The 23,720-nt window shown below is 29.8% G+C and carries 22 protein-coding genes; 13 read left to right on the plus strand and 9 right to left on the minus strand.

Annotated elements, in window-relative coordinates; translation table 11 throughout:
- Both WBG30_RS12400 and WBG30_RS12405 read right to left on the minus strand, forming a co-directional pair.
- Positions 1-658: IS256 family transposase (locus tag WBG30_RS12400; protein ID WP_424504977.1), on the minus strand; the 658-nt coding region annotated here is incomplete at its 3' end.
- Between the two features lie 155 nt (positions 659-813).
- Positions 814-1,506 (minus strand): 2-phosphosulfolactate phosphatase, encoded by a 693-nt coding sequence (locus WBG30_RS12405; RefSeq protein ID WP_424504978.1) that lies wholly within the window; start codon positions 1,504-1,506, stop codon positions 814-816.
- Between the two features lie 243 nt (positions 1,507-1,749).
- Here WBG30_RS12405 and WBG30_RS12410 point away from each other — a divergent pair, with 243 nt between their 5' ends.
- Both WBG30_RS12410 and WBG30_RS12415 read left to right on the plus strand, forming a co-directional pair.
- Positions 1,750-2,925 (plus strand): dicarboxylate/amino acid:cation symporter, encoded by a 1,176-nt coding sequence (locus WBG30_RS12410; RefSeq protein WP_424504979.1) that lies wholly within the window; start codon positions 1,750-1,752, stop codon positions 2,923-2,925.
- Between the two features lie 55 nt (positions 2,926-2,980).
- Positions 2,981-3,496, plus strand: coding sequence for a lipocalin family protein (locus WBG30_RS12415; RefSeq protein WP_424504980.1), 516 nt, complete (start codon positions 2,981-2,983; stop codon positions 3,494-3,496).
- Between the two features lie 85 nt (positions 3,497-3,581).
- Here WBG30_RS12415 and WBG30_RS12420 read toward each other — a convergent pair whose 3' ends face one another.
- The 6 genes from WBG30_RS12420 to WBG30_RS12445 form a co-directional block, all read right to left on the minus strand.
- Positions 3,582-4,424, minus strand: coding sequence for a DMT family transporter (locus WBG30_RS12420; protein ID WP_424504981.1), 843 nt, complete (start codon positions 4,422-4,424; stop codon positions 3,582-3,584).
- A 141-nt stretch (positions 4,425-4,565) separates the two neighbouring features.
- Positions 4,566-5,591, minus strand: a complete 1,026-nt coding sequence (locus tag WBG30_RS12425) for a threonine aldolase family protein (protein ID WP_424504982.1) — start codon at positions 5,589-5,591, stop codon at positions 4,566-4,568.
- Between the two features lie 26 nt (positions 5,592-5,617).
- Entirely contained in the window at positions 5,618-6,691 is a 1,074-nt protein-coding gene (locus WBG30_RS12430; protein WP_424504983.1) for a threonine aldolase family protein, read from the minus strand.
- An 18-nt stretch (positions 6,692-6,709) separates the two neighbouring features.
- Positions 6,710-7,765 carry an aldo/keto reductase gene (locus tag WBG30_RS12435; RefSeq protein WP_424504984.1) on the minus strand — a complete coding sequence of 352 codons (1,056 nt, stop codon included), beginning with the start codon at positions 7,763-7,765 and terminating at the stop codon, positions 6,710-6,712.
- Positions 7,766-7,848: 83 nt separating this feature from the next.
- Complete coding sequence (locus WBG30_RS12440; protein ID WP_424504985.1) at positions 7,849-9,252, minus strand: PLP-dependent aminotransferase family protein; 1,404 nt, start codon at positions 9,250-9,252, stop codon at positions 7,849-7,851.
- 83 nt (positions 9,253-9,335) lie between these two features.
- Positions 9,336-9,647, minus strand: a complete 312-nt coding sequence (locus WBG30_RS12445; RefSeq protein WP_424504986.1) for a winged helix-turn-helix transcriptional regulator — start codon at positions 9,645-9,647, stop codon at positions 9,336-9,338.
- A gap of 257 nt (positions 9,648-9,904) precedes the next feature.
- Here WBG30_RS12445 and WBG30_RS12450 point away from each other — a divergent pair, with 257 nt between their 5' ends.
- Positions 9,905-10,747 (plus strand): patatin-like phospholipase family protein, encoded by an 843-nt coding sequence (locus tag WBG30_RS12450; RefSeq protein WP_424504987.1) that lies wholly within the window; start codon positions 9,905-9,907, stop codon positions 10,745-10,747.
- A gap of 43 nt (positions 10,748-10,790) precedes the next feature.
- Here WBG30_RS12450 and glmL read toward each other — a convergent pair whose 3' ends face one another.
- On the minus strand, positions 10,791-12,200 hold the full coding sequence (gene glmL, locus WBG30_RS12455) for a methylaspartate mutase accessory protein GlmL (RefSeq protein WP_424504988.1): 1,410 nt from the start codon (positions 12,198-12,200) through the stop codon (positions 10,791-10,793).
- Positions 12,201-12,512: 312 nt separating this feature from the next.
- Here glmL and WBG30_RS12460 point away from each other — a divergent pair, with 312 nt between their 5' ends.
- The 10 genes from WBG30_RS12460 to WBG30_RS12505 form a co-directional block, all read left to right on the plus strand.
- Entirely contained in the window at positions 12,513-13,436 is a 924-nt protein-coding gene (locus WBG30_RS12460; RefSeq protein WP_424504989.1) for an NAD(P)-dependent oxidoreductase, read from the plus strand.
- 165 nt (positions 13,437-13,601) lie between these two features.
- Entirely contained in the window at positions 13,602-14,282 is a 681-nt protein-coding gene (locus WBG30_RS12465; RefSeq protein WP_424504990.1) for a FadR/GntR family transcriptional regulator, read from the plus strand.
- A gap of 133 nt (positions 14,283-14,415) precedes the next feature.
- On the plus strand, positions 14,416-15,099 hold the full coding sequence (locus WBG30_RS12470; RefSeq protein WP_424504991.1) for a FadR/GntR family transcriptional regulator: 684 nt from the start codon (positions 14,416-14,418) through the stop codon (positions 15,097-15,099).
- Positions 15,100-15,237: 138 nt separating this feature from the next.
- Positions 15,238-16,395: a glycerate kinase gene (locus WBG30_RS12475; RefSeq protein WP_424504992.1), complete on the plus strand. Its 1,158-nt coding sequence runs from the start codon at positions 15,238-15,240 to the stop codon at positions 16,393-16,395.
- 12 nt (positions 16,396-16,407) lie between these two features.
- Positions 16,408-17,658, plus strand: a complete 1,251-nt coding sequence (locus WBG30_RS12480) for a GntP family permease (protein WP_424504993.1) — start codon at positions 16,408-16,410, stop codon at positions 17,656-17,658.
- Positions 17,659-18,106: 448 nt separating this feature from the next.
- Positions 18,107-18,889 carry an electron transfer flavoprotein subunit beta/FixA family protein gene (locus WBG30_RS12485; protein WP_424504994.1) on the plus strand — a complete coding sequence of 261 codons (783 nt, stop codon included), beginning with the start codon at positions 18,107-18,109 and terminating at the stop codon, positions 18,887-18,889.
- Positions 18,890-18,898: 9 nt separating this feature from the next.
- Positions 18,899-20,101, plus strand: coding sequence for an electron transfer flavoprotein subunit alpha/FixB family protein (locus WBG30_RS12490; protein WP_424504995.1), 1,203 nt, complete (start codon positions 18,899-18,901; stop codon positions 20,099-20,101).
- 13 nt (positions 20,102-20,114) lie between these two features.
- Positions 20,115-21,521 carry an FAD-binding oxidoreductase gene (locus WBG30_RS12495; RefSeq protein ID WP_424504996.1) on the plus strand — a complete coding sequence of 469 codons (1,407 nt, stop codon included), beginning with the start codon at positions 20,115-20,117 and terminating at the stop codon, positions 21,519-21,521.
- Between the two features lie 113 nt (positions 21,522-21,634).
- Positions 21,635-23,218, plus strand: coding sequence for an L-lactate permease (locus WBG30_RS12500; RefSeq protein WP_424504997.1), 1,584 nt, complete (start codon positions 21,635-21,637; stop codon positions 23,216-23,218).
- A 92-nt stretch (positions 23,219-23,310) separates the two neighbouring features.
- On the plus strand, positions 23,311-23,720 hold a 410-nt coding region (locus WBG30_RS12505), incomplete at its 3' end, for a GNAT family N-acetyltransferase (protein ID WP_424504998.1).

Genomic DNA, 23,720 nt, shown 5'->3' on the forward strand with positions numbered 1-23,720 from the left:
TTTCTTGGACACCTCTAGATTTAAGAGAATCTAACTCTTTAAGCCACAATTTAGACGATTCGACTTCTCCAATAGTAATACTTAATATATCTTTCTGACCTTCTAGATCAATTCCTACAACAACATAGGCAGCTTTTTTTATTATCTTCCCATTTGATTTTACATTGAAGTAAGTTGCATCAAGAAAAACAAATGGATAACAAGCTTTTAATGGTCTGTTTTTCCATTCTTCAACTTTAACTAAAATTTTATCTGTGATTCGGCTTATTTGAGTCGTAGAGAAAGACAATCCATATATCTCTTGAAGATGTTCATTGATATCAGAAGTAGACATACCACGCCCATACATAGATATTATTTTATCTTCAATATCAGAGATATCACGAGAGTATTTAGGGACAATTTGAGGTTCGAATTCACCATTTCTATCTCTTGGAATATCTAATTCTATTTGACCTAGGCTAGTTTTAACTTTTTTAGAATTATTTCCATTTCTAGAGTTATTATTAGTATTTCTGCCATATTTAGAGTAACCAAGAGTTTCATCCATTTCAGATTCAAGCATTAGAGAAACCATGTCTTTAAACATATCTTTCATAATATTTTGTGCATCAGAAATATTTTCAATATCATTTTCCTCAAAGATTTTTTTAACCAACGGATTAATATTTTTGCTTTTCTACTCATAAAAAATCCCTCCCTAATTACTAGATTATACCTCTAATAGTTAGGAAGGGAATATTTAAATTTACACTAAATTCGGGAAACGCCCGAAGCTTTTTTTTCTAGAAAATTATAATTGTAAATGTATCGCTAAAATATTATTCCATCTCTATATTCCAAGATAATATTTTTACTATTTATAGAAAAACAAACTTCTAAGTCTCTTACTTCTCCTAAGTTTTTTAAAAAATTATAGTGTTTAGTTTCTTTTAATTTATCTTTTAGAGTTCCAGGTGTAGAAGCTATCATATACATAGATCTAGCACTATCACTTAGAGTTTTATATTTTACTCTTTTAATTATTTCCCCTGCACACAGAGAATCATCCAAAGAAAATTCACCATTGGTTCCAGCACAAACAATGACTAAGTCCTCATTGATTTCATCTATTTTTTTACAAAGTATATCCAGATTCAAATAACTTCCTATTAATATTTTTTTCCCATAACTACTGTTAACTAGTGCATTTGTACCATTTGAAGTAGTCATACAGATGATTTTTCCACAAACTACTTCTGGTTGATATTCTAAGGGTGAATTACCTAGATCAAACCCATCTATCTTGGTACCATTTCTCTCTCCACATTTTAAAATTCCTTTTAGATCTTTGGTATAAGAGGTTAGTTGGTCGATCTCCTTAAATGGTCTTATCTCTTTCGCTCCATTTTTCATAGCTGTAAGCATAACGCTAGTAGCTCTTAAAACATCGATTACCACTACTATTTTCCCAACAACTTTTTCCTTTGTTACCTCATTAGCAGAAAATATTACATCTATATTCATATATTAACCCCTTCAAAAATAAAATTTTATATCTTAAAGTATATACTATATTTAATTCTTTATATAGGCCTGAAAAATATAAATATAATTGATCTAACTTATTTCATAAATAAGTATGAATATAAAAAAAATATATAATAAAATATTTTTACTAAAAAATAATTAAATTAAACTTAATTTATGATTGACATGTTATATATATGTGATGTAAAATTAGACAGAATGAATAAAAGGGGGTTAGAAATGAAAAAAATGTTAGACAGTTTAATAGTAAAATTAGTGTTAGGTGTATTGTTAGGAACTTTTATCGGCTTGTATGCAGGGGAAAAGGTAATTGTATTGATTGCCACAGTGAAATATCTGTTAGGTCAAATAATATTTTTTGTTGTGCCAATTATCATCCTTGGGTTTATAACTCCAGCGATTGCAAGACTTAAGTCAAATGCCAGTAAAATGTTAGGAGCTATGATATTACTGGCATATCTTTCATCTTTGGGAGCAGCAGCTTTTTCAATGATTGCAGGGTATACGTTAATACCAAATTTAAATATATCTGTGGCCAGTGAAAGTTTGAGGACTATTCCAGAAATTATATTTAAATTAAATATTCCACCAATCATGTCAGTAATGTCAGCTTTAGTTTTGGCAATTTTTGTAGGACTTGCAACAGTTCGAACTGGTGCAAAATATGTAGAAAAAATACTTTATGACTTAAATAATATAACTTTAGATATTGTAAATAAAATAATAATTCCAATACTTCCATTTTTTATTACTGCAACATTTTCAACCCTTGCCTATGAAGGTATAATTACAAAGCAACTTCCCATTTTTTTAAAAGTTGTAGTTATTATATTAATAGGTCACTTTATTTGGCTTGCATTATTATATGGAATAGCTGGATTAGTAAGTGGAAAAAATCCAATGAGAGTATTAAAAGAGTATGGACCAGCTTACCTAACTGCAGTTGGGACAATGTCCTCTGCAGCTACTCTTCCAGTTGCATTAAAATGTGCAAAATCTAGTGATGCCTTAGATGATGAAATAGCAGAATTTGCAATTCCTTTGGGGTCAACAATTCACTTATGTGGGTCAGTTTTAACTGAAGTTTTCTTTGTTATGGTAGTATCAAAAATACTTTATGGTTCTATGCCACCGTTACCAACTATGATATTATTTATAGTTCTTCTTGGAATTTTTGCGGTAGGTGCTCCAGGAGTTCCAGGTGGTACTGTAATGGCATCTATTGGAATAGTGTTATCTGTTTTAGGTTTTGACGCTACTGGAGTAGCATTAGTTTTAACTATTTTTGCAATCCAAGATAGTTTTGGAACAGCTTGTAATGTTACGGGGGACGGAGCTTTAGCTCTTATTTTAGATGGATTATTCAAAAAAAAATCAAAGAGGGAAATAGCGTAGATCTAGCTTTGAAATAAAAAATAATACTACACTATAAATTTAAAAGGAGGAGATTATGCATAAATTAATAATAGTTATATTGATGTTAACACTGCTATCGGCTTGTAGCAATAAAAAAGAAATAGATTTAAAAGATCATTCTTTAGAAATTTTTTCTCTTGAAAATTATCTAGGGAAATGGGTTGAAGTAGCTAGAACAGACAACAAATTTGAAAAGGGACTCACTGAGGTAACTGCTAATTATTTTAAAGAAGATAATAAAATTAAGGTTGTCAATAGAGGATGGAGTGAAGAAAAACAAAAATGGAGTGAAAGCCGTGGATATATAAAAGAAACTCCTAAGCCAGGAAGATTAAAAGTATCTTTTTTTAGACCATTTTATGGGAGTTATAACGTTCTTCATGTGGATAAAGACTATAAATACGCTTTAGTTGGTGGAGGAGCTAGTAAATATTTGTGGATATTAAAAAGAAAAGATGTAGAGATATCGGAGGAGTTATTGAAAAAATATTTAGATACTGCTAAAAATTTAGGATATGACACAGAGGGAATGATCTTCATGAAAAAATAGAGCTATCATAGCTCTATTTTTATTAAAATATTTTTCAAATAAAAATGGACTCTCCTTGTATTTTTTAATAACTATGGGAGTCTATTTATTTTTTTAAAATTAGATAGGTAGCGGATAAAATCATCATTCCTCCTATAACAGTAGAAATACCTGGTATCTCATTAAAAAATAAACCTCCAAGTATAACAGCACCTAGTGGATCTATATAGGATAACACTCCTACATGCTGAACTTTTATTCTCTTTATCCCTTCAAAATAGAGATTTAATGCTATACACGTATGGATAACACCGACTATAATCATTAGTATTAAAGATACTGTATCAAATTTTTTCATATATTTAATGGCAGGTAAAAAAATTAAGGAGGAGATCCCCATTTGGAATAAACTGATCTTCTGGGATGGGACATCTTTTAGTTTTTTTACACTAATTGTAACCAATGCATAAAAAAATGCAGCGATCAGACCATATCCAACACCTATAATACTAAAATTATTTTCTTTTTGAGATCCCATTAAGGTCATTAAAATAATCCCTGAAAAGCTTAACCCCACTGCAATTAAAGTCTTTTTATTGATACTTTCCTTCAATAAAAAAACAGAAAGTAGGGTAACTAAAACAGGGGCTACATAGTAACTCATTGTTGCAGAAGCAATAGTTGTAGTTTTAATTGATCTAAAAAAGAAAAGCCAGTTGAGAGCAATAAATAAGCCACTTATAGAAAGAAGTGAATACTCTTTAAAAGATAGTTTGCTGGTAGTGGTATTTTTCTTTTCGACAAATTTTAATATTCCCAAGATTATAAATGCTATAAGTACTCTAAAAAAAACGATAACCTCTGGAGGTTGATCGATATATCGCACAAATATCCCAACACTTCCCCATATAATCATTGATGATATCATCAATAGATATCCGATATTCATAAATTTCCTCCTCTTAAATTTTATATTTAGGCGTACTATACCATAAATTAAAACTTTAAGCTATTAAAACATATTGGATAAAAAAAGTACCACCAAAAAACTATAAAAGTTAAAGGTGGCATTTTTAAAGTTGTGAAATAATTATTTTAGAATTAATTCTTTTATTTTTTCTATAAAAGAGTCTATTTCACTTTTAAGGGTATCAAAGTTTGTTACTAATCTAGCCATATTAGATTCTTCATTTTCAATATAAAAATACATAAAATTTTGTAATTCTGTATTTATTTTTTTTGGAAATTTTACATATAGAATATTTCCAGATGGTTTTTGAACAATATCTATTTCGTTTATTTCTGATAGTTGTCTTGCTAAATATTCTGCATTTTCATTGGCAATTCTAGCATTTTTAAGCCATAAATCATCTTTTAATATTGCTAGATATTGTCCAGATATAAATCTCATCTTAGACTGTAATTGAAGGTTTTGTTTTCGTGTATAGTCAAAATCTTCAGGTGCAGATTCATTAAAAAATACAGCTGCCTCCCCAAACATTATTCCGTTTTTAGTCATTCCAAAACTAAGGGCATCGATTCCAGACCAATATGTCATCTCCTTGAGAGATACATTTAAAAATGCAGCTGCATTAGATATTCTAGCCCCATCCATATGAACTTTTAGACCGTTTTCATGGGCAAAAGATGTTAATTCTTTTAATTCTTCAATAGTATAGACTGCACCCATTTCAGTAGGCTGACTTATAGATATTACTTGAGGCCTAGGAAAATGATAACTCTCTTTGAAGTATAAGTATGATTTTATCCCGTCGATAGTTATTTTTCCATCAGTTGTATCTACAGGGAGTAATGTTATATTGGCTACTTTTGATGCTGCTCCACTTTCATGAGTATAGATATGAGCCATGTTACTGCAAATTACTGCTCCATAATTATTTGTTAAACTATCTAAGATGGTTATATTGGTCCCTGTACCATTTAACATAAAGTATACTTTATTAGCTCCTAATTTTTCTATGATTATCTTTTCTCCTAGATCTGTGTATTCATCAGTACCGTAAGCACCTTGGTGTCCATTATTTATTTTTATCATATTTTCTAAAACTTTTGGATGTGCTCCAGAAAAATTATCACTTGCAAATGTTTTACTCATTTTTTAACCTCCGAATAGAAAAAATATTATAATTTTTCCTCTAATAGATTGAAGAACTCATCTAATTGGATCTTACTTAAGCTTGAATATCTATCCCCCATGGAGATTTCAAATTTATATTTTTTTCCAATTTTTGTTAACGCGGGTGTTATTCCAATACTTATTTTTTTATAGATAAAATTTAAAGCTGATTCAATCTCTTTCTTATTTTTGTAGATATGCACGTGGAATAAATTACTTTTAGGAATAAGAGGAAATGTTTCTACTCCATCAATCTTATTTAATCTTGCAGCACAATCTTTGGCACAGTCCCAATATTTACTCATATTTCCTAATCTTTTTTCTAAATAATAATTTGCGGGGATAACATAAGGATATAAACTGATTAAATTTCCTCCATATCTTCTCTGCCAAATTTTAGCTTGGGATATAAAATTTGAATTACCTGCAAGAATAGCTCCTGCAACTCCTCCGATTCCTTTATAGAATGAAACATATATACTGTCAAATAAACTACAGATTTCCTTTAAAGTTCTATTGTAATAGGGCTGTGCTTCCCATAATCTGGCTCCATCCAAATGGAATCTAATATTGTTTGCTTTTGTGTATTCACTCATAGCAACCAATTCTTCCCAGGTAGGCATTTCTCCACCAATATCTCTAGCTGGAAGCTCTAACAACACTACGGAATATCTTTCTTTTATGCCTTTTAAATCATCTAGAGTGTAAATTCTAGTTTCATCACCTACTAATATACTATCTATGTTGTGAAGATATTTCAAACCATATTCCTCTCTTTTTTCTAGATGTGCCAGGGGATGTAATATTACTTTTGAAATTCCCACCTCATCACAATGAACCCTTAGAGCATTTTGTTGTGCCATGGTTCCTGAGGGATAAAATCTTGCAGAATCTTTTCCTAAAAGATTGGCTATTTTATTCTCAAAATTTTCTATAACATGACCTTCCCCATAAATATCTGCATCTATTTCAGAAGGGATATTTTTAAAACTTTCTTTTAAAACATCAATAGTATTATTTCCATGTCCGCTAAATTTATATTTACATTTTTTAAATGTTTCCCTTAAATTTATGTTCATAATATACCTCCAGTTAGTTTATAAGATATTTTTTATATTTTTAGGAACATATTTAATAGTTTTCATCCCTAATAATGATGAAGAAATCTTTTTGTTATCTACTAAAAATTCAATCATCTCATCTATCGTGTATTTATCTATAGATTTACTCTGATCTAAAGATATATTAGTGATAACCGATATATCTAATTTTTCTGCTGCTTCTAAGATAGTAAAACTATTTGTTCCAATAGTCTGGTTTTTAAGAACAGAGGCATCTTTTCTATTTTTATTAAATGGAAGTTGAATAAACTTAAAATTATGGTTTTCTCCCCCTGCTATTTTTGCAGTTTCTAATATTTTTGATAATGAGAGATGAGCTTCATTTTTTTCATCTATTAAAAAACCTGAAGAAGTTGCAAATCCATATGATTTTAAAGAACCTTTTTCTATCTGTTTTTCAAGATATTTAAAAGTTTCAACTAGATCACTATAAAACTTTTCTTCCCCTATATATTTAAGGTAGTTAGACGGATTATGTAAATAATATATATCAATTGTTTCTAAATTTAAATTTTTTCTACTTTCTTCAAAACACCAAGATATAAAATCTTTGTGAGAACTATTTCCAGCTCCTAAAGCATCGCTTATCTGTTCTTTCTTTAAGTTAGATTCTTTACAAATATGATTTAAAAAGAATTCCCTTATTCTATTTTTGTGATTTTTTACATATGTTTCGTCTAGGTCTTGAGATTCTCTATAATCTGCTGGGATAAATCCCCCTTTAGTTGCTATTATTATTTCATTTCGGGCGACTACATTATCTTCAATTAATTCTTTGACTGCTTTACCAAGCAAAACTTCAGATCTCATACCACGGTAATTTATAGCTGTATCTAAAAAATTAACTCCTAAAGTAACAGATTTTTTTATTGATTCAATATACATCTTATCAACTGTCTCATTTGGTAGACCAAGATATGTTCCACACCCAATTTTAGACATAGTAAATAAATTATCTTGGAAATATTTTTTTACACCTTTTTTTTCTAAAAAACTTTTACTTTTATTTAAATTGCAATAACCATTGATCATAACTAAACCTCCTTATTCAAACGATATCTTATTATAATAATATCATATATGAGATGTTATTGTCCCAACCATAAAACATTTTTTTACAAACCATATTTTAATTCATTCATAGTTTTTAATAATATCTGCATTCCTTTCTCTATATCTTCTTCAGCTTCTTTAGAAAAAGCAATTCTTATTTTATAGGAATTATTATCCCCATACATATCTCCGGGATAGATAATTAATCCATTCTTTAAAGCTTGTTTAAAGATCTTTAAGCCCTTAATTCTATCTTTTGATTTTAGCCAAAAAAAATAACCTCCACTTGGTTTTTTCCAGCTAAATATTTCAGGGAAATCTCTATTTAATATTAATTCAACTAGATCACGGCGAGTTTTTAAATTTTTTCTGATATATATAATATTGTTGTTGTATTCGTTTGATTCTAGCCATTTAGCTGCTAATTTTTGATTGATAATTGAGGTTCCTGAATCAATCTGATTTTTTATTTCACTGAGTTTATCGATTATATAACTATCAGCACAAATCCATCCTATACCTAGTCCTGGAGATATAGATTTTGAAAAACTACTGATATATATAATATTGTCTCCTTGATAAGATTTTAAAGGTTTAGGAGGCTCCTCTTCATACCAAAGATCTCTAAAAACATCATCCTCAATAATTGGATTTTGACTTGCATATTTATTTATAAAAATTTCCCTTTCTACTGAACTCATTACTTTTCCAGTTGGATTATGAAAAGTAGGAATGGTATAGATAACACTTGGATTATTTATTTTTTTACTTAATTTATCGATTTTTAAACCTGCAGCATTGAATATTTCTAGGGATTTAACATAGGATGGTAATTTTGTTTTTATTACACTGCCCCTTGAAAGAAGGCCAAAAACTACAATGAATAAAGCTTGAGTTGCTCCAGATACAATTAATATCTTATTTTTATCCATATTAACCGATAAATTTTTCATAATTTTTTCTATCTGAAATATAAGTTCAGGTTCTCCTTCTTTATTGCCATATGGTAATTCATCCATCTCATTCATAACTTCAGATAATAAATTTTTCATTTTATTTTTAGGATAGAGTGTTTTATCCAAAGCTCCTTCTCCTAAATTAATCATATTTTTAGAACCTAAATTTTCTATCTCCCGATAGATTTCGTTATTTCTTTTTAAAATTCCTGTTTTTAACATATTATCAATCATATATTTATTGCTGTATAATAAATTTTTTAGGTTATTGGCAGAGATAGAAGTTCCTGCTTTTCCATTTGTGACTATATATCCTTTAAATTTTAATTCCTCTATCACTGTAGAAATAGTGCTTCTATTAACATTAAATATTATAGCTAATTCCCTTTGGGAAGGAATTTTTTCTCCATGAACCCATTGTCCTGTTGTTATCATTTTTTTAAAATAATTTAAGATTTGAATATGAAGTGGTATTTTAATTAATTTATTTGGTTTCCAATTTATAATCATAAAATTCCTCCTTAGTATAAGAGCTAAATATAATTTTGAAGTCTGTTTAATCTAACAATAATGAGTTAATTAAAATAATAGATCTAGATGTATTTTTTTCCCCACTGATTTAAAGTATCTAGAATAATTTTTAGGTCATCACCTTTAGGTGTTAACTTATATTCTACTTTAGGAGGAATTTCAGGATAAATTTTCCTTGTAATTATTGCCTCCTTTTCTAAACTTCTTAGTCTTTCAGTTAATGTTTTTGGACTTATACCGTTTAAAAGGTGTAATAATTCATTAAACCTCAACTTGTCTCCCATAAGGTTTTTAATTATTAAGAATGTCCATTTATTCCCTAGAATTTTAAGAGTTTCCTCTATTTTGCATCCTTTTGAATATATTTTATCCATATATTTCTCCTCCAATTTCTTTATTTATATTAAGTATAATATAAAGGTAATAAAGAATCAACACTTTCCTAAATGAAACTATATAACTAAATGGAAACTACTTCATATAATTTTTTTTTAAGTGATATTCTTAGATGAAAATAAAAATAGAATGATCTAGAGGTCAAAATATTTTTTTGAGAGAATTAATTTTTATTCAGGTATAATAGTATATATATAAATTTTAATGATTTTTAGTTAGTTATGGAGGTCAAAATATGAAAAATAATGCTTTAATTCTTGAAGGTGGAGGGATGAGAGGAATTTTTACATCGGGTGTTTTAGATGCTTTTTTAGAAGAAGATATTCATCTACCTTACGTTATAGGTGTTTCTATGGGAGCTTATACCGGTGCATCATATATAACAAATCAAAAATGTAGAAATAAAGAAGTCCTCCTAGAGTGTATACTCAATGATGATTTTTTTGACATAAAAAGGATTTTTACTAATGAGTGTATTTTACATTCTGATTTTGTTTTTGTTATGATGAATAAATTTAAGAATCCTTTTGATTACTGTGCTTTTAATAGAAGTACAAAAAGGTTTTTAGCTGTAGCAACAAATATTGAGACTGGTCAACCTTGTTATTTTGAAAAAAATAAGATAAATTGTTTTGAAAAAACTTTAAAAGCATCTTGTGCCTATCCTGGATTGACAGATTTTGTCAAAATTAATGGTAATGACTATATCGATGGAGGAGTTTCGGATCCAATCCCATATAAAAAAGCCCTCCTTGATGGAAATAAAAAGTTATTGATCGTTTTGACTCATCCAAAAGGATATATTGAAAGATCTCCTTGGTATCTCAACGCCTCATCTGTAGTCTATAAAAAGTATCCTAATCTAGTTGAAATTTTAAAGAAAAGACATGAAAAATATAATAAAACTTTGGAGGAATTAGAAAAATTAGAAGAAAAGGGAGTTGCGTACCTAATAAGACCTGATATAGATGTTTCTATATTAACTAGAGATTTTGTAAAACTAAGTAAAAGCTACGATGAAGGTTATGAAAAAACCATAAAAAAATCCCAAGAGATCAAATTATTTTTAAATAGATAAAAAATAGATAGAAAATCTATGAAGATTCTCCATCTATTTTTGTTTAATTAGCTTTCTTTAGATATTTTTTCATTATTCGTAGGGCTAAATTTGGATTTTCTTTTACTAATAATCCCATGGCAGATAGGATATATGTATTATCTACTAAATAATTAGGTTTTCTTGGTCTTAGGTGGATCGGCATAGTAATATCAAATTCTCCAGCTTTTAATATTTTAGTTTGATTTTGACTGTGAACAATTACTCCTCCTGTTCCAATTACATATCTTATATCCATCAAATCTTTTCCACATTGAAAATACATAGTTCCCATGGGAGTGTACAGATTTTCAATCCATCCACAGTGTCTTGTCATGGCAGCTTCTGTTGCAGCAGCTGCCATAGCTTCATCAAAAATTGTTTCTTCATAAGTTTGAGGAACCATCATGATATTTTTATGCCTATAATTACAATGTTTTTTTATATCTATTTCCTTATGGGTATCATTTAGATAACTTCTAATTTTTTTTGTTTTTACTGCTTCTAATAAAGACAAAGATGAATATCTCATTCCGAGGTCCCCTTCTACAGTTCTTTTAGCAAATGGTTCTGGGAGTCCTTTTGGGATTACATCCATTTTAGTAGGATCTCCTTGAGCCAAAGAATGAATATCAGTGGTTGCTCCACCTATATCGACAATGATTAAATCTCCTAATCCTTCTTCTTTATCTGTCCCTTTAGACAAAAGTTCTGCTGCGTCTAAAACTGCTGCTGGTGTTGGCATTACTATTCCATTTATAAAACTTTCTGCTTTTTTTAGTCCCTTTGCTTCAACTATTTTTGTCATAAAAACATTCCTAATGGCTTCTCTAGCTGGTTTAACATTTAAATTGTCTAATGTAGGTAATACATTTTCTGTTATTGTATAATCAATTTTAGCGCTATCAAAAATATTGACTATTTCATGATGTGCATCTGTATTTCCTGCTATAACTATAGGGACTTTTATTTTAGATTTTGCTATTAATCGAGCATTATGGAGAATACAATTTTTATTTCCACCATTTGTTCCTCCTGCTAAAAGGATAATATCTGCATCTGAGTTTTCGATTTCTTTTATTTCTGCATTATTTAAATCATAGGAATAAGTTTTCATAACTCTTGCTCCAGCACCTAGCGCTGCTTTTTTAGCAGCTTCTGCTGTAAGACTTAAAACTAAACCTATTGCATAGATCTTTAATCCTCCCCCTGCGGATGAACATGCAATTTTATTTATAAAGTTTATTTTTTCAAAAGCCATTTTTGTATTTATTTTGAGTTTTAATTCTGAATAGGCTTTTTCAAACCCTATCATAATATCATCTTCTATGGTAGTTATCCCTTTGGCGGTAGCTAAAATCTCTTCAGATTCTATATTAACAGCTGTTAATTTAGTATAAGTACTACCAAAATCAATCAGTAAATAAGCGTTCATTTTATCACTCCTAAATTATTGTATGTAAGGTATCATAACATATTTTAATCCGGAATCGTATTAAAATATTAAAATGTTTTTATAGGGAATTTGAAGTTTTTAATCTATTCTGTTATTATAAAAATAATACTACATTCTTTTATTCAAATTAAAAAAATAGATGACCCAGGAAAAATGTTAAAAAGGGGTGTTTTATGAAATAATTACTATTATCTATTTTTATTTTATTGAACATTTTAATTTATGGAGTAGAAAATTTAAAGATCAAATTAAAAAAATTATTATATTAAAAGTTATAATGGAGGTTTAATTATGAAAGTAATTATTTATGTAGGTGAAAAGAATGAATTTTTACAAAATAAAATCAACTCTCTTATGAGTGAATTTGAAAATTTAGAGATTGATTTTTTAGATGAGAAAGATAAAAAAGATTATAGTGAAACTGATGTATTTTTAGGGATATCAATGACTAGGGAAGAATTAGAAAAAGCTAATAAATTAAAACAAATATTTGTTCCGTATACAGGGTTAAATAATTTTCCACAAGATGAACTATTACAAAGGGAAATCAATATAGAAGGGACTCATGTAAAGGCGAAATATGTAGCTGAAAAAGCTCTTTCTTTATTATTGGCAACTATGGGGAAAGTAGTTATTTATGATTCTGAGATGAGAAAAGGTTCTTGGGATCTTGAAAATCGTAGGAAATGGGAAAGTCTTTTCGACAGAAAAGTTGGATTAGTTGGAGTAGGGCATATAGGACAAGAATTTATAAAATTAGTAAGTGGATTTACAACTAATTTTTCTACTATTGATAGAGGTAAAAAAATTGAAAATATCTCTAATTATTACTCTTCATTTAAAGAATTAGCCAAAAACACAGAAGTTTTGATAGTTTCCTTGCCTCTAAATAGTTCTACTAAGAATATTATCGATAGGGAAGTTTTAGAAAACTTTAATGGATATATTGTAAATGTAGGTCGAGGAAAGGTAATAGAGGAAGAAGCTTTTTATAGCCTTTTAAAATCAAATCAAATAAAGGGTGCTGGAATAGATGTTTGGTACAACTACCCTTCTACAGGAGCCCCATGCAGTCCTTCTAAATACCCATTTCATGAGCTTTCAAATATGGTAATGTCTCCTCATGTAGGAACAGATAATCAAGAAAATAAATGGTCATATTTTAATGATACTTTTTCAAAATTAAGAAAATATATCCATGAAAATATAGATTAAAAAAACATAACTCTTAGTATAGCAATGAAATTTTTGGTGGGGTTCTATTTTATATTATTCCTTTCTTCTACTATAGATAAAACAGAACTTTTTAAAAGTTGTCTTTTTTTACAAAGGTTGATAAAATAATTAAAGAAAATAAAAGTATAGACAAGGGAGAGAAAGATGGAAGAACGAAAATTTTATAAAGTAATAAAACATATAAAACAAGAAATAAAAACAGGGAATTTAAAAAATGGATCTCAAATAGATCCAGAACGTATCCTAGCGGAGAATTTAAGTATTGGAAGATCATCAGTGAGAGAAGGGATAAAAATATTAGAAATAATTGGTTTAATTGAGAGTAAAAGAGGCGGTGGAAACTATATTACTAATGATTTTAAAAAGATGTTATGTAATCCATTATCTTTAGCTTTTGAACTACAAAATGGAAAAATAAAAGATGTTATTGAACTAAGAAAAATGCTCGAATTGTCCAATGTAGAGTTTATGATTAAGAGAGTTACTTTAGAGGAGATAGATCAAGTTGAAAAAATCTATGAGGAGATGCTAAATTGTAATGATATTAAGAAATTAGCTAATTTAGATAGGGATTTTCACCTTTTAATGATGTCATTTTCTAAAAATATTTTATTGACTACAATTATTTCTGCTATATCTGAATTATTGGAGGAATCAATAACGACTTCTAGAAATATGGTTATAGAAAAATTTGGAAAGGAAAAAATAGATTTTGACCATAAGATAATTTTAGAAGCTTTAAAAAATAGAGATAAAGAAGGATTAAAAAATAGTTTAATGATTCATTTTGAGAATATAAATAAAAGCTTGCCAAGTTTAGACTAAATATTCCCTTGTTCTACTGTTTATATTTCTATATTTGCTTGCTATAACATTTTATCTAAACTTAAAGTTGTAATACAACTTTAATAAAAGACTAATACCATATAAAATCAAAATAAAACATAGGAGCATGATATTGAAAGAAAAAAAAGCTAGTGAAAGAGTATTTGAATATATAGAAAAAATGATTTTACAAAAAAAATGGGTCATAGGAGATAAGATTGACTCTGAAATACAGTTGTCAAAAAACCTTGGTGTAAGCAGAATTTCCGTAAGAGAAGCTATAGGGAGTCTTGCAACATTAAATATTTTAGAACGAAAAAAAGGTGGCGGGACTTTTGTAAAACGATTAACTCCCAATGACTATATGGATCAATTAATGCCCTTATTAATTATAGGAAACATCAGCTATTTAGAAGTTATGGAAACTAGATTGGCATTAGATGTAGAATCAGTCTCTTTATTTGTTAAAAAAGCAACAAATAAAGAGATAGAAGGGTTAGATGATATATTTAAATGCATGAAAGAAAATGAAGGAATTCCTGAGGAATTTTATAAAAAAGATGTCGAGTTTCACCAGTATATAGCAATGTTTTGCCAAAATAAAATTTTAAATAAAATAACAAATATGCTTTTTAAAATAACTACTAATTATGCTAGAGAGCAGTACCATAGTTTAACTTATAAAGAACGAATAGAGGAACATAACTTAATTATTAATGCTATAAAAGAAAAAGATTTAGAGCTTTCAAGGCTTTATACCAAAAGGCATGTAGAAAGAACGATAAGAGATCTAAAGAAAAAAATAGATAAAAAATAAAGATTTTAATGTTTTTATTGACATTTAATTAAAAGCGATTTATAATCATCCTGTAGTTGTATGACAACTATGGTGATTACAAATCGCTTTTTTAATTCGAAAAGAGTACAAAACATATGATGAAAATGGAGGTTATTAATGAAAATAGTAGTTGCAATCGATTCATTTAAAGGAAGTATCACTTCATTGGCTTTAGGTGAAGCAATTGAATTAGGTGTTAAAAATATCTATCCTGAAAGTGAAGTTATAAAAGTACCTATTGCAGATGGAGGAGAAGGAACTATCGAAGCGTTAGTAGAAGGAACTAATGGTGAAATTATAGAAATATCGGTAAAAGGACCATTAATGAAACCATTAATGGCAAAATATGGAATAATGGGTGATCAAAAAACTGCAGTTATTGAGATGGCTACAGCTTCAGGGTTACCTTTAGTGAGTATAAAAGAAAGAGATCCTAGTAAAACTACAACTTTTGGAACTGGAGAATTAATCAAAGATGCGATAAAAAGAGGATGTAGAGAGTTTATCGTTGGGATTGGTGGAAGTGCAACTAATGATGGAGGACTAGGAATGTTGCAGGCTCTTGGGTATAAGTTTTTAGATAAAAATAAAAACGAATTACACGGATGTGGAGAATCCCTTGAAAAAATCATTTTTATTGATGACAAAAATGTAATAAACGGATTAAAAGAATGTAAGTTCTTAGTAGCTTGTGATGTAGATAATCCATTCTACGGTGAAAGAGGAGCTGCTCACGTATATGGAAGGCAAAAAGGAGCTTCTGAAGAAATGATTTTATCATTAGATAGAGGTTTACAAACTTTTGCTAATACAATACAAAGGTTGTTAAATAAAGATATTAACATAAGTGGTGGTGGTGCTGCCGGTGGATTAGGTGGAGGATTCTCAGCTTTTTTAAACAGTACTCTTGAACCGGGAATCGATATTATTATAAAAGAAGTTAATTTACTGTCTCACATTAAGGACGCTGATTTTGTTATTACAGGTGAAGGAAGAATTGATTTCCAATCTGTAATGGGGAAAGCTCCTACAGGAGTATCAAAGTTATGTAAAGAAAATAATATTCCTGTGATTGCTTTAGCTGGATCGGTAGCCGATGATGCTGTAGCTACACATGATTATGGAATAGATAGTATATTCTCTATAATGAATTATCCCATGTCTTTAGAGGATGCAATGGACTCAGAGAATACGAAAAAATTAGTAAAGAAAAATACAGAGGAAATATTTCGGTTAATAAAAGTGTGTGAAAATAAATTTAAAATAAAAAAGTAAATTGGGGGAAAAATGGAAATTAACGCAGTAGGAGCAATAATAGGTTTAATTATCGCAATAGTTTTAATATTAAAAAAACAAGTTCCAGCATATTCATTAATGTTAGGAGCATTTATTGGTGGTTTAGTGGGAGGAGCAGATATTTCTCAAACCGTTGGACTTATGATTGAAGGAGCAAAAGGAATTACCCCGGCAATTATTAGAATATTAACAGCAGGGGTTTTGGCTGGTGGGCTTATAAAAAGTGGTGCGGCAGAAGTAATTGCCGAATCTATCGTAAAAGTCTTAGGTGAAAAAAAATCATTGTTTGCTTTAGCCCTAGCTACTTTAATCTTAACTTCAGTAGGAGTTTTTGTAGATGTAGCAGTAATTACTGTTTCTCCAATAGCATTAGCATTAGGGAAGAGACTTAATTTCTCAAAGATGTCTATTTTAATCGCAATGATTGGAGGAGGAAAAAGTGGAAATATTATTTCACCCAATCCAAATACAATTGCAGCAGCAGCAGCATTTAAAGTTAATCTATTTGATTTAATGAAAGCAAACATTATTCCAGCAATAGCGGGATTAATTGTTGCGACTTTGTTAGCAACATATCTAGTTAATAAAGGAGATAAAGTTACGGAAGAAATAGAGGCGGAAGAAATAGATAATAAGCCTACTTTCTTACAAGCTATTATTGGACCAATTGTAACGATCTTATTGCTAGCGTTAAGACCGATAGCAGGAATAAATATAGATCCATTAATTGCTTTACCAGCAGGGGGAATTATTGCTTGTTTAGTTATGGGGAAGGGAAAACATATAGGAGAATACTCTGCATATGGATTAACAAAAATGACTGGAGTAGCTATTTTATTAGTAGGGACAGGTACTATAGCAGGAATAATATCCCATTCAACATTAAAAGAAGTGATCGCAGGTGGTTTAAGCGACTTAGGGCTAGCACCATATTTATTAGCACCAATTTCAGGAGCTCTAATGTCAGCAGCAACAGCTTCTACAACTGCAGGGACAGCAGTTGCATCAGCAGCATTTAGTAAAATAATTTTAGCTTCAGGAGTTAATGCATTATATGGAGCAGCAATGTTACACGCAGGAGCAACAGTTTTAGACCATTTACCACATGGATCATTTTTCCATGCTACAGCAGGATCAACAGGGACAGGATTAAAGGAAAGATTAAAATTAATTCCATATGAATCAGCTGTAGGTTTCACATTAGCATTAGTATCTACAATAATATATGGAATTATTTTATAATAAAAAATTTATATTAAACTTAAAACGGTCAGAAAAAAATAATCAAAATAAGACCGTGAAATCAAATAAAAAACTTCTCATAAATTATTTACGGGGAGTTTTTTATTATATGAAATTTTAATTATATTATATAATTAAAACTGTGAAAATAATAGTTTGAGTATCTTTTATAAGGGATCAATAAAAAAAAATTTATTTTCCCGTTTTTAGATAAATTATTTTATTTACATTATAACTACTGTAAATTATAAAAAAATAAAGTTGAAAACAGGAATTTTATAATTTTAGTGTTTAAAATTGGAAAAGTAGTTTAGATAAAAAAATAACTTTATTGACATAGATATAAAAATTAAAGTAAGCTTTTAAAGGAAGCAAATTGAAATTATTTGTTTTTAATTTTTATAAAAAAAATTGGTCATACCAATTTAAAATACAAGGAGGATATAATATGAAAATTGCCGTTTGTATAAAACAAGTTCCTGGAGGCACAAATGTTCAGGTTGATCCAGTTACAGGAGTACTATTAAGAGATGGTGTTGATTCTAAGATAAATCCATATGATCTTTATGCTTTAGAATCTGCATTTCAAATAAAAAAGCAAGTAAGCAGTGAGATAGGGGTACTTTCTATGGGGCCTCCTCAAGCAAAAGCCGTGATTAGAGAATCATTTTCTATGGGAGTAGATACAGGTGTATTGTTATCTGACAGAAAATTTGCTGGTGCCGATGTATTGGCAACATCTTACGCCCTAGCCCAAGGTTTGAAAGCAATGGGGAAAATAGATCTAATAATTTGCGGGAAACAAACTACCGATGGTGATACAGCTCAAGTAGGACCAGAAATGGCAGAATATTTATCTATACCCCATATTTCGAATGTAAGTAAAATACTAGAAGTAACCTCAGAAAATCTAACTGTAGAAGCAGATATGGGAGAAACTATAGAGGTACAAATTATTAGTTATCCATGTTTAATTACCGTGGAAAAGGGAATCTTTACTCCTAGACTACCATCTTATAAAAATAAACTAGACACAGCTACTAGAGAGATAAAAGTTTTAACTTTTAATGATTTAGATGATAAAGATGAAAAAAAATATGGTTTAAATGGGTCACCGACTCAAGTAGAAAGAATATTTAATCCACCTAAAAATCCAGATAAAGAAATGTTTTTAGGAGACGGAGCCGCAGTTGAACTATTTGGTAAATTGAGAGGAAGAAAAATTATCTAGGAGGTTAAAATGGCTAAATTAGTTATAAATCACGATAAAATAAATCATAAAAAAATGATGGAATTGATAGACCTATGTCCATTTAATGCAATTGAAGAACAAGAGGGGCAGACATATATAAATTCTGGATGTAAGATGTGTAAACTTTGTGTTAAAAATGGTAATGGAAGTATTGATTTTGTAGAAGACGAAACTATAACAAGTGTAAATAAGAAGCTATGGAATGGAATAACTGTTTATATAGATCATTTTAATGGTGTAATAAATCCAGTATCCTTAGAATTGATAGGTAAAGCCAGAGAATTAGCAGGGGTAATTAGTCATCCAGTTCAGGCTGTTTTGATCGGTTCAGATGTAAAAAAAATAGCAGAAGAATTAGAGCATTATGGAGTAGATCAAATTCATGTCTATGACTATAAAGAATTAGAGCATTTTAAAGTTCAAAATTATACAGAGGTATTCGCTGACTATATTAATAAAAATAAGCCATCGTCTATCCTAGTAGGAGCTACAACACTAGGAAGATCTTTGGCTCCTAGGGTAGCAGCAAGATTTAGAACAGGACTTACTGCAGATTGTACTATTTTGAAGATAAAACCTAATACAGATTTAGTGCAGATAAGGCCAGCATTTGGTGGGAATATAATGGCACAAATAGTTACAGAAAGACATAGACCACAGTTATGTACAGTGAGAGCTAAAATATTTGATATTCCTGAAAGAACTGTAGAGAAATATGGGAAAATAATAGACAATAAGATTGATATAAAAAAATTAAATTCAAAGATTCAAGTTTTAGATGTAGTAAAAAAAGATAAAGAAGTATCCATAGCGGATGCTGAGGTAATTATTGCCATAGGAAGAGGGATAAAAAAAGAGGAAGATATAGAGATGATTCAAGAATTTGCAGATCTTGTAGATGGAAAAATAGCTTGTACTAGACCACTTATTGAATGTGGATGGATGAGTAATAAATTACAGGTTGGGCTCAGTGGAAGGACTGTAAAACCAAGATTATTATTTGCATTTGGAATCCATGGAGCAGTTCAGTTTACTGCAGGGATGAACGGAGCCGAAACAATAGTTGCTGTAAATATAGATGAACAGGCTTCAATATTTGATGTGGCACATTATGGGATTGTAGGAGATTTATATAAAGTCATTCCAAAATTGACAGAAGAAATAAAAAAAGACAGAAAAATTACTTTTTAAATGGAGGACTAAGATGCAGAATAAATATAAAGAGATAGACATAAATGATTTTGAAAATATAAAAAAGTTAATTGGAGATACAGAAAGAGTACTCTTTAAAGGTGATATCAATCCAGACTATTCCCATGATGAATTAGGTGGAATAGAAAAAATGCCAGATATATTGGTAAAAGCTTATTCTACGAAAGAAGTATCAGATATTATGAAATATGCTTATGAGAACCATATTCCTGTAACAGCTAGAGGATCAGGAACAGGACTTGTAGGAGCATGTGTTCCCCTTTTTGGAGGTATAGTTATCGAGACTACAGGAATGAACAAGATCTTGGAATTAGATGAGGAAAATCTAACTCTGACATTAGAACCTGGAGTATTACTCATGGAGATCAGTAAATATGTAGAGGAAAAAGACTTTTTCTACCCTCCAGACCCAGGCGAAAAAAGTGCAACAATTGGAGGGAATATAAGTACTAATGCAGGAGGAATGAGAGCTGTAAAATATGGTGTAACTAGAGATTACGTAAGGGGATTAGAAGTTGTTTTACCTTCTGGAGAAATTATTGAAGTAGGTGGGAAAGTAGTAAAAAACTCTTCTGGTTATAGTATCAAAGATTTAATTATAGGTTCTGAAGGAACTTTAGGTATTATTACAAAGGTAATCTTAAAATTAATTCCATTACCTAAACATAACATAAGTTTATTGGTTCCATTTGAAGAACTAAATACTGCCATCGATGCAGTACCAAGTATTATTAAATCTAAAGCTATCCCTACAGCTATTGAGTTTTTACAAAGAGAAGTAATTTTTGCTGCAGAAGAATATTTAGGGAAGATATTTCCAGATAAATCTAGTGATTCTTATCTTTTATTAACTTTTGACGGTAATTCAAAGGAACAAGTAGAAAAAGACTATGAAAAAGTAGCAGATCTATGTCTAGAGCTCGGAGCTTTGGATGCATATTTAGTAGATACAGAGGAAAGAAAGGAAGCTGTCTGGTCTGCTAGAGGAGCATTCTTAGAGGCAATCCATGGATCAACTGATGAGATGGATGAGTGTGATGTAGTAGTTCCTAGAAATAATGTAGCTGAATTTATTAAATATACGAAAATTTTAGCCAAAGAATTTAATATTAGAATTCCTAGTTTTGGTCATGCTGGAGACGGAAATCTACATGTTTATATTTGTAAAGATAGTATGGATGCAGATCTATGGAAGAAAAAAAGAGAAGATGTGTTTAAAAAAATGTATGATAAATCTTTAGAATTAGGAGGTTTAGTATCTGGAGAGCATGGAATTGGATTTGCAAAGAAAGAATACATGTTTAACCAGTATAATGGAGGCCATCTTGATTTAATGGTGGGTATAAAAAAATCATTTGATCCAAAAAATATTTTAAACCCTGGAAAGGTTTGTCAATAGATTAAGTCAAGACTCTTTTAGTCAAAGACTTTACTATCAAATATAAATACTCCCATTACCATCTATGGATGGGGGTATTTTTTTATATAATTTTTTATAAAAAGGAGGCAAATATGTTATTATTTACAGCCCTTATTGCAGTGGCTTTTCCCCTGTTATTTTTAGTGGTTTTAAAGATGTCGGCTAAGAAGGGTATGGCACTTAGCTATATGATATTACTTTTAGGAGCTTATTTTATTTGGGGTATGGAGTCTAAAGTTCTAGTTGCTTCATCACTTCAAGGTATCCACAAAGCACTAACTATACTTCTTATATTATTCGGTGCTATGGTTCTTTTAAATATGCTAAAAAATACAGGTGCTATTACAAGATTAAACAAGGGATTTAGAGCTCTTTCTGAAGATATGAGAATCTTAGCTATAATATTGGCATTTTTATTTGGCGCTCTATTAGAAGGAGTTTCTGGATTTGGTGCTCCTGTGGCTGTTGTGGGTGCTTTAATGGTGGCATTAGGATTTCAGCCACTAACTGCAGCTATATTAGTACTTATTGCAAATAGCACTCCTGTTCCATTTGGAGCTGTGGGAACTCCAATTTTTGTAGGTCTTAGTAATATTTCAGAGTTAACACCGAAAGATTTCAGTGATATTGCAATATTGATTACGAAGTTAGATATTTTTCTTGCAACCTTTATGCCATTACTCCTTGTAATAGTATTAGTATTATCCTTTGGGAAAAAAAATAAAATTAAATCTATTCTTGAGATGGCTCCTTGGTCTATCTTTATCGGTCTAGTCTATACACTCTCTGCATATTTATATGCCAGCCTTGTAGGTCCTGAATTTATTTCTATCCTTGCTTCTATCACTGGTCTTTTTGTAGCTACAATCACTTGTAAGATGAAATTTTTAATTCCCAAGCATGTCTGGAATGAAGCTTTAGATGAAAACATAAAAGTAGAGCAAATGAGTTCAAATAAAGAGATGTCGTTATTTAAAGCTTGGGCTCCATATATCCTTGTAGTTATAATTTTACTAGCTACCAGAATATTCCCTATTATTAAAAAATTTACAACTACAACTATAGATTTTTCTTGGAAAAATATAATGGGATTTGAGCAAATATCAGACAAGTGGGCTTTACTCTATTCTCCAGGAACAGTATTAATATTAGTAGCATTTTTAACTATACTTCTTCAGAATTCAAACTTTAGTTCATTTAAAAAAGCTTGTTTTACTTCATTTGGGCAAGTAAAAAATACCACACTAATACTATTTTCTACATTGGCACTAGTACAGGTGTTTTCAAATTCTTGGATCAATGGCCTTGGTTATGTGTCTATGCCACAATATATAGCGACTACTATGAGTTCTTCATTTGCGGGATCTTGGGTCTTTATAGCACCATTTATAGGGATGCTTGGAACCTTTATCTCTGGAAGTGGAACAGTATCAAATCTTACTTTTGGTGCTATTCAATACAATGTGGCAAATATTATAAATTTAAATCCAACTTTAATACTAGCAGAACAAACTCTTGGAGCTGGAGTAGGTCATATAATTTGTATTAATGTGGTTGTAGCGGCCTGTACTGTTGTTGGGTTATCTGGTAAGGAAGGGCTCGTAATTAGGAAAGTATTTATACCTAGTATTTTCTATACATTAGGTATAGGATTAGTAGCTTTTGCTTTTAGTTAAAGTCTAAATTTAATTTAATCATTCAACACTTATAGAATAATTGGATATGAAATATGCTATAATTTTATTAAAAAATATAGCAGGAGGGTAAGATGGAATTAAAGATAAGAAATGGACGGTTAGAAGATATTGAGGCTTGTTTTATTTTGGAAGGAAAAACTTTTCCAGAAGAAGAAGCAGCCTGTAAAGAAAATATAAAGATAAGGTTAAGTAAATTTTCAGAAGGATTTATAGTAGGAGAATTAAATGAAAAGATCGTAGCTCATATAAATAGTGGCTCTACTAATCAAGAAGACATAACAGATGAAGAGTTTAAGGGCCTTATAGGTCATGAAGATGGCTGGAAAAATATAGTTATTTTTTCAGTAGCTGTAGATCCTATTCATCAAAAAAAAGGAATAGCTAAAAGGATGATGAAAGAATTTGTTGAGGTATCGAAGAAGATGAAAAAAGAGAAAATTCTTCTATTATGTAAGGAAAACCTTATGGGAATGTATGAAAG

The sequence above is a fragment of the Psychrilyobacter sp. genome (genome assembly GCF_049671765.1).
In the GTDB taxonomy this organism is placed as follows: Bacteria; Fusobacteriota; Fusobacteriia; order Fusobacteriales; family Fusobacteriaceae; genus Psychrilyobacter.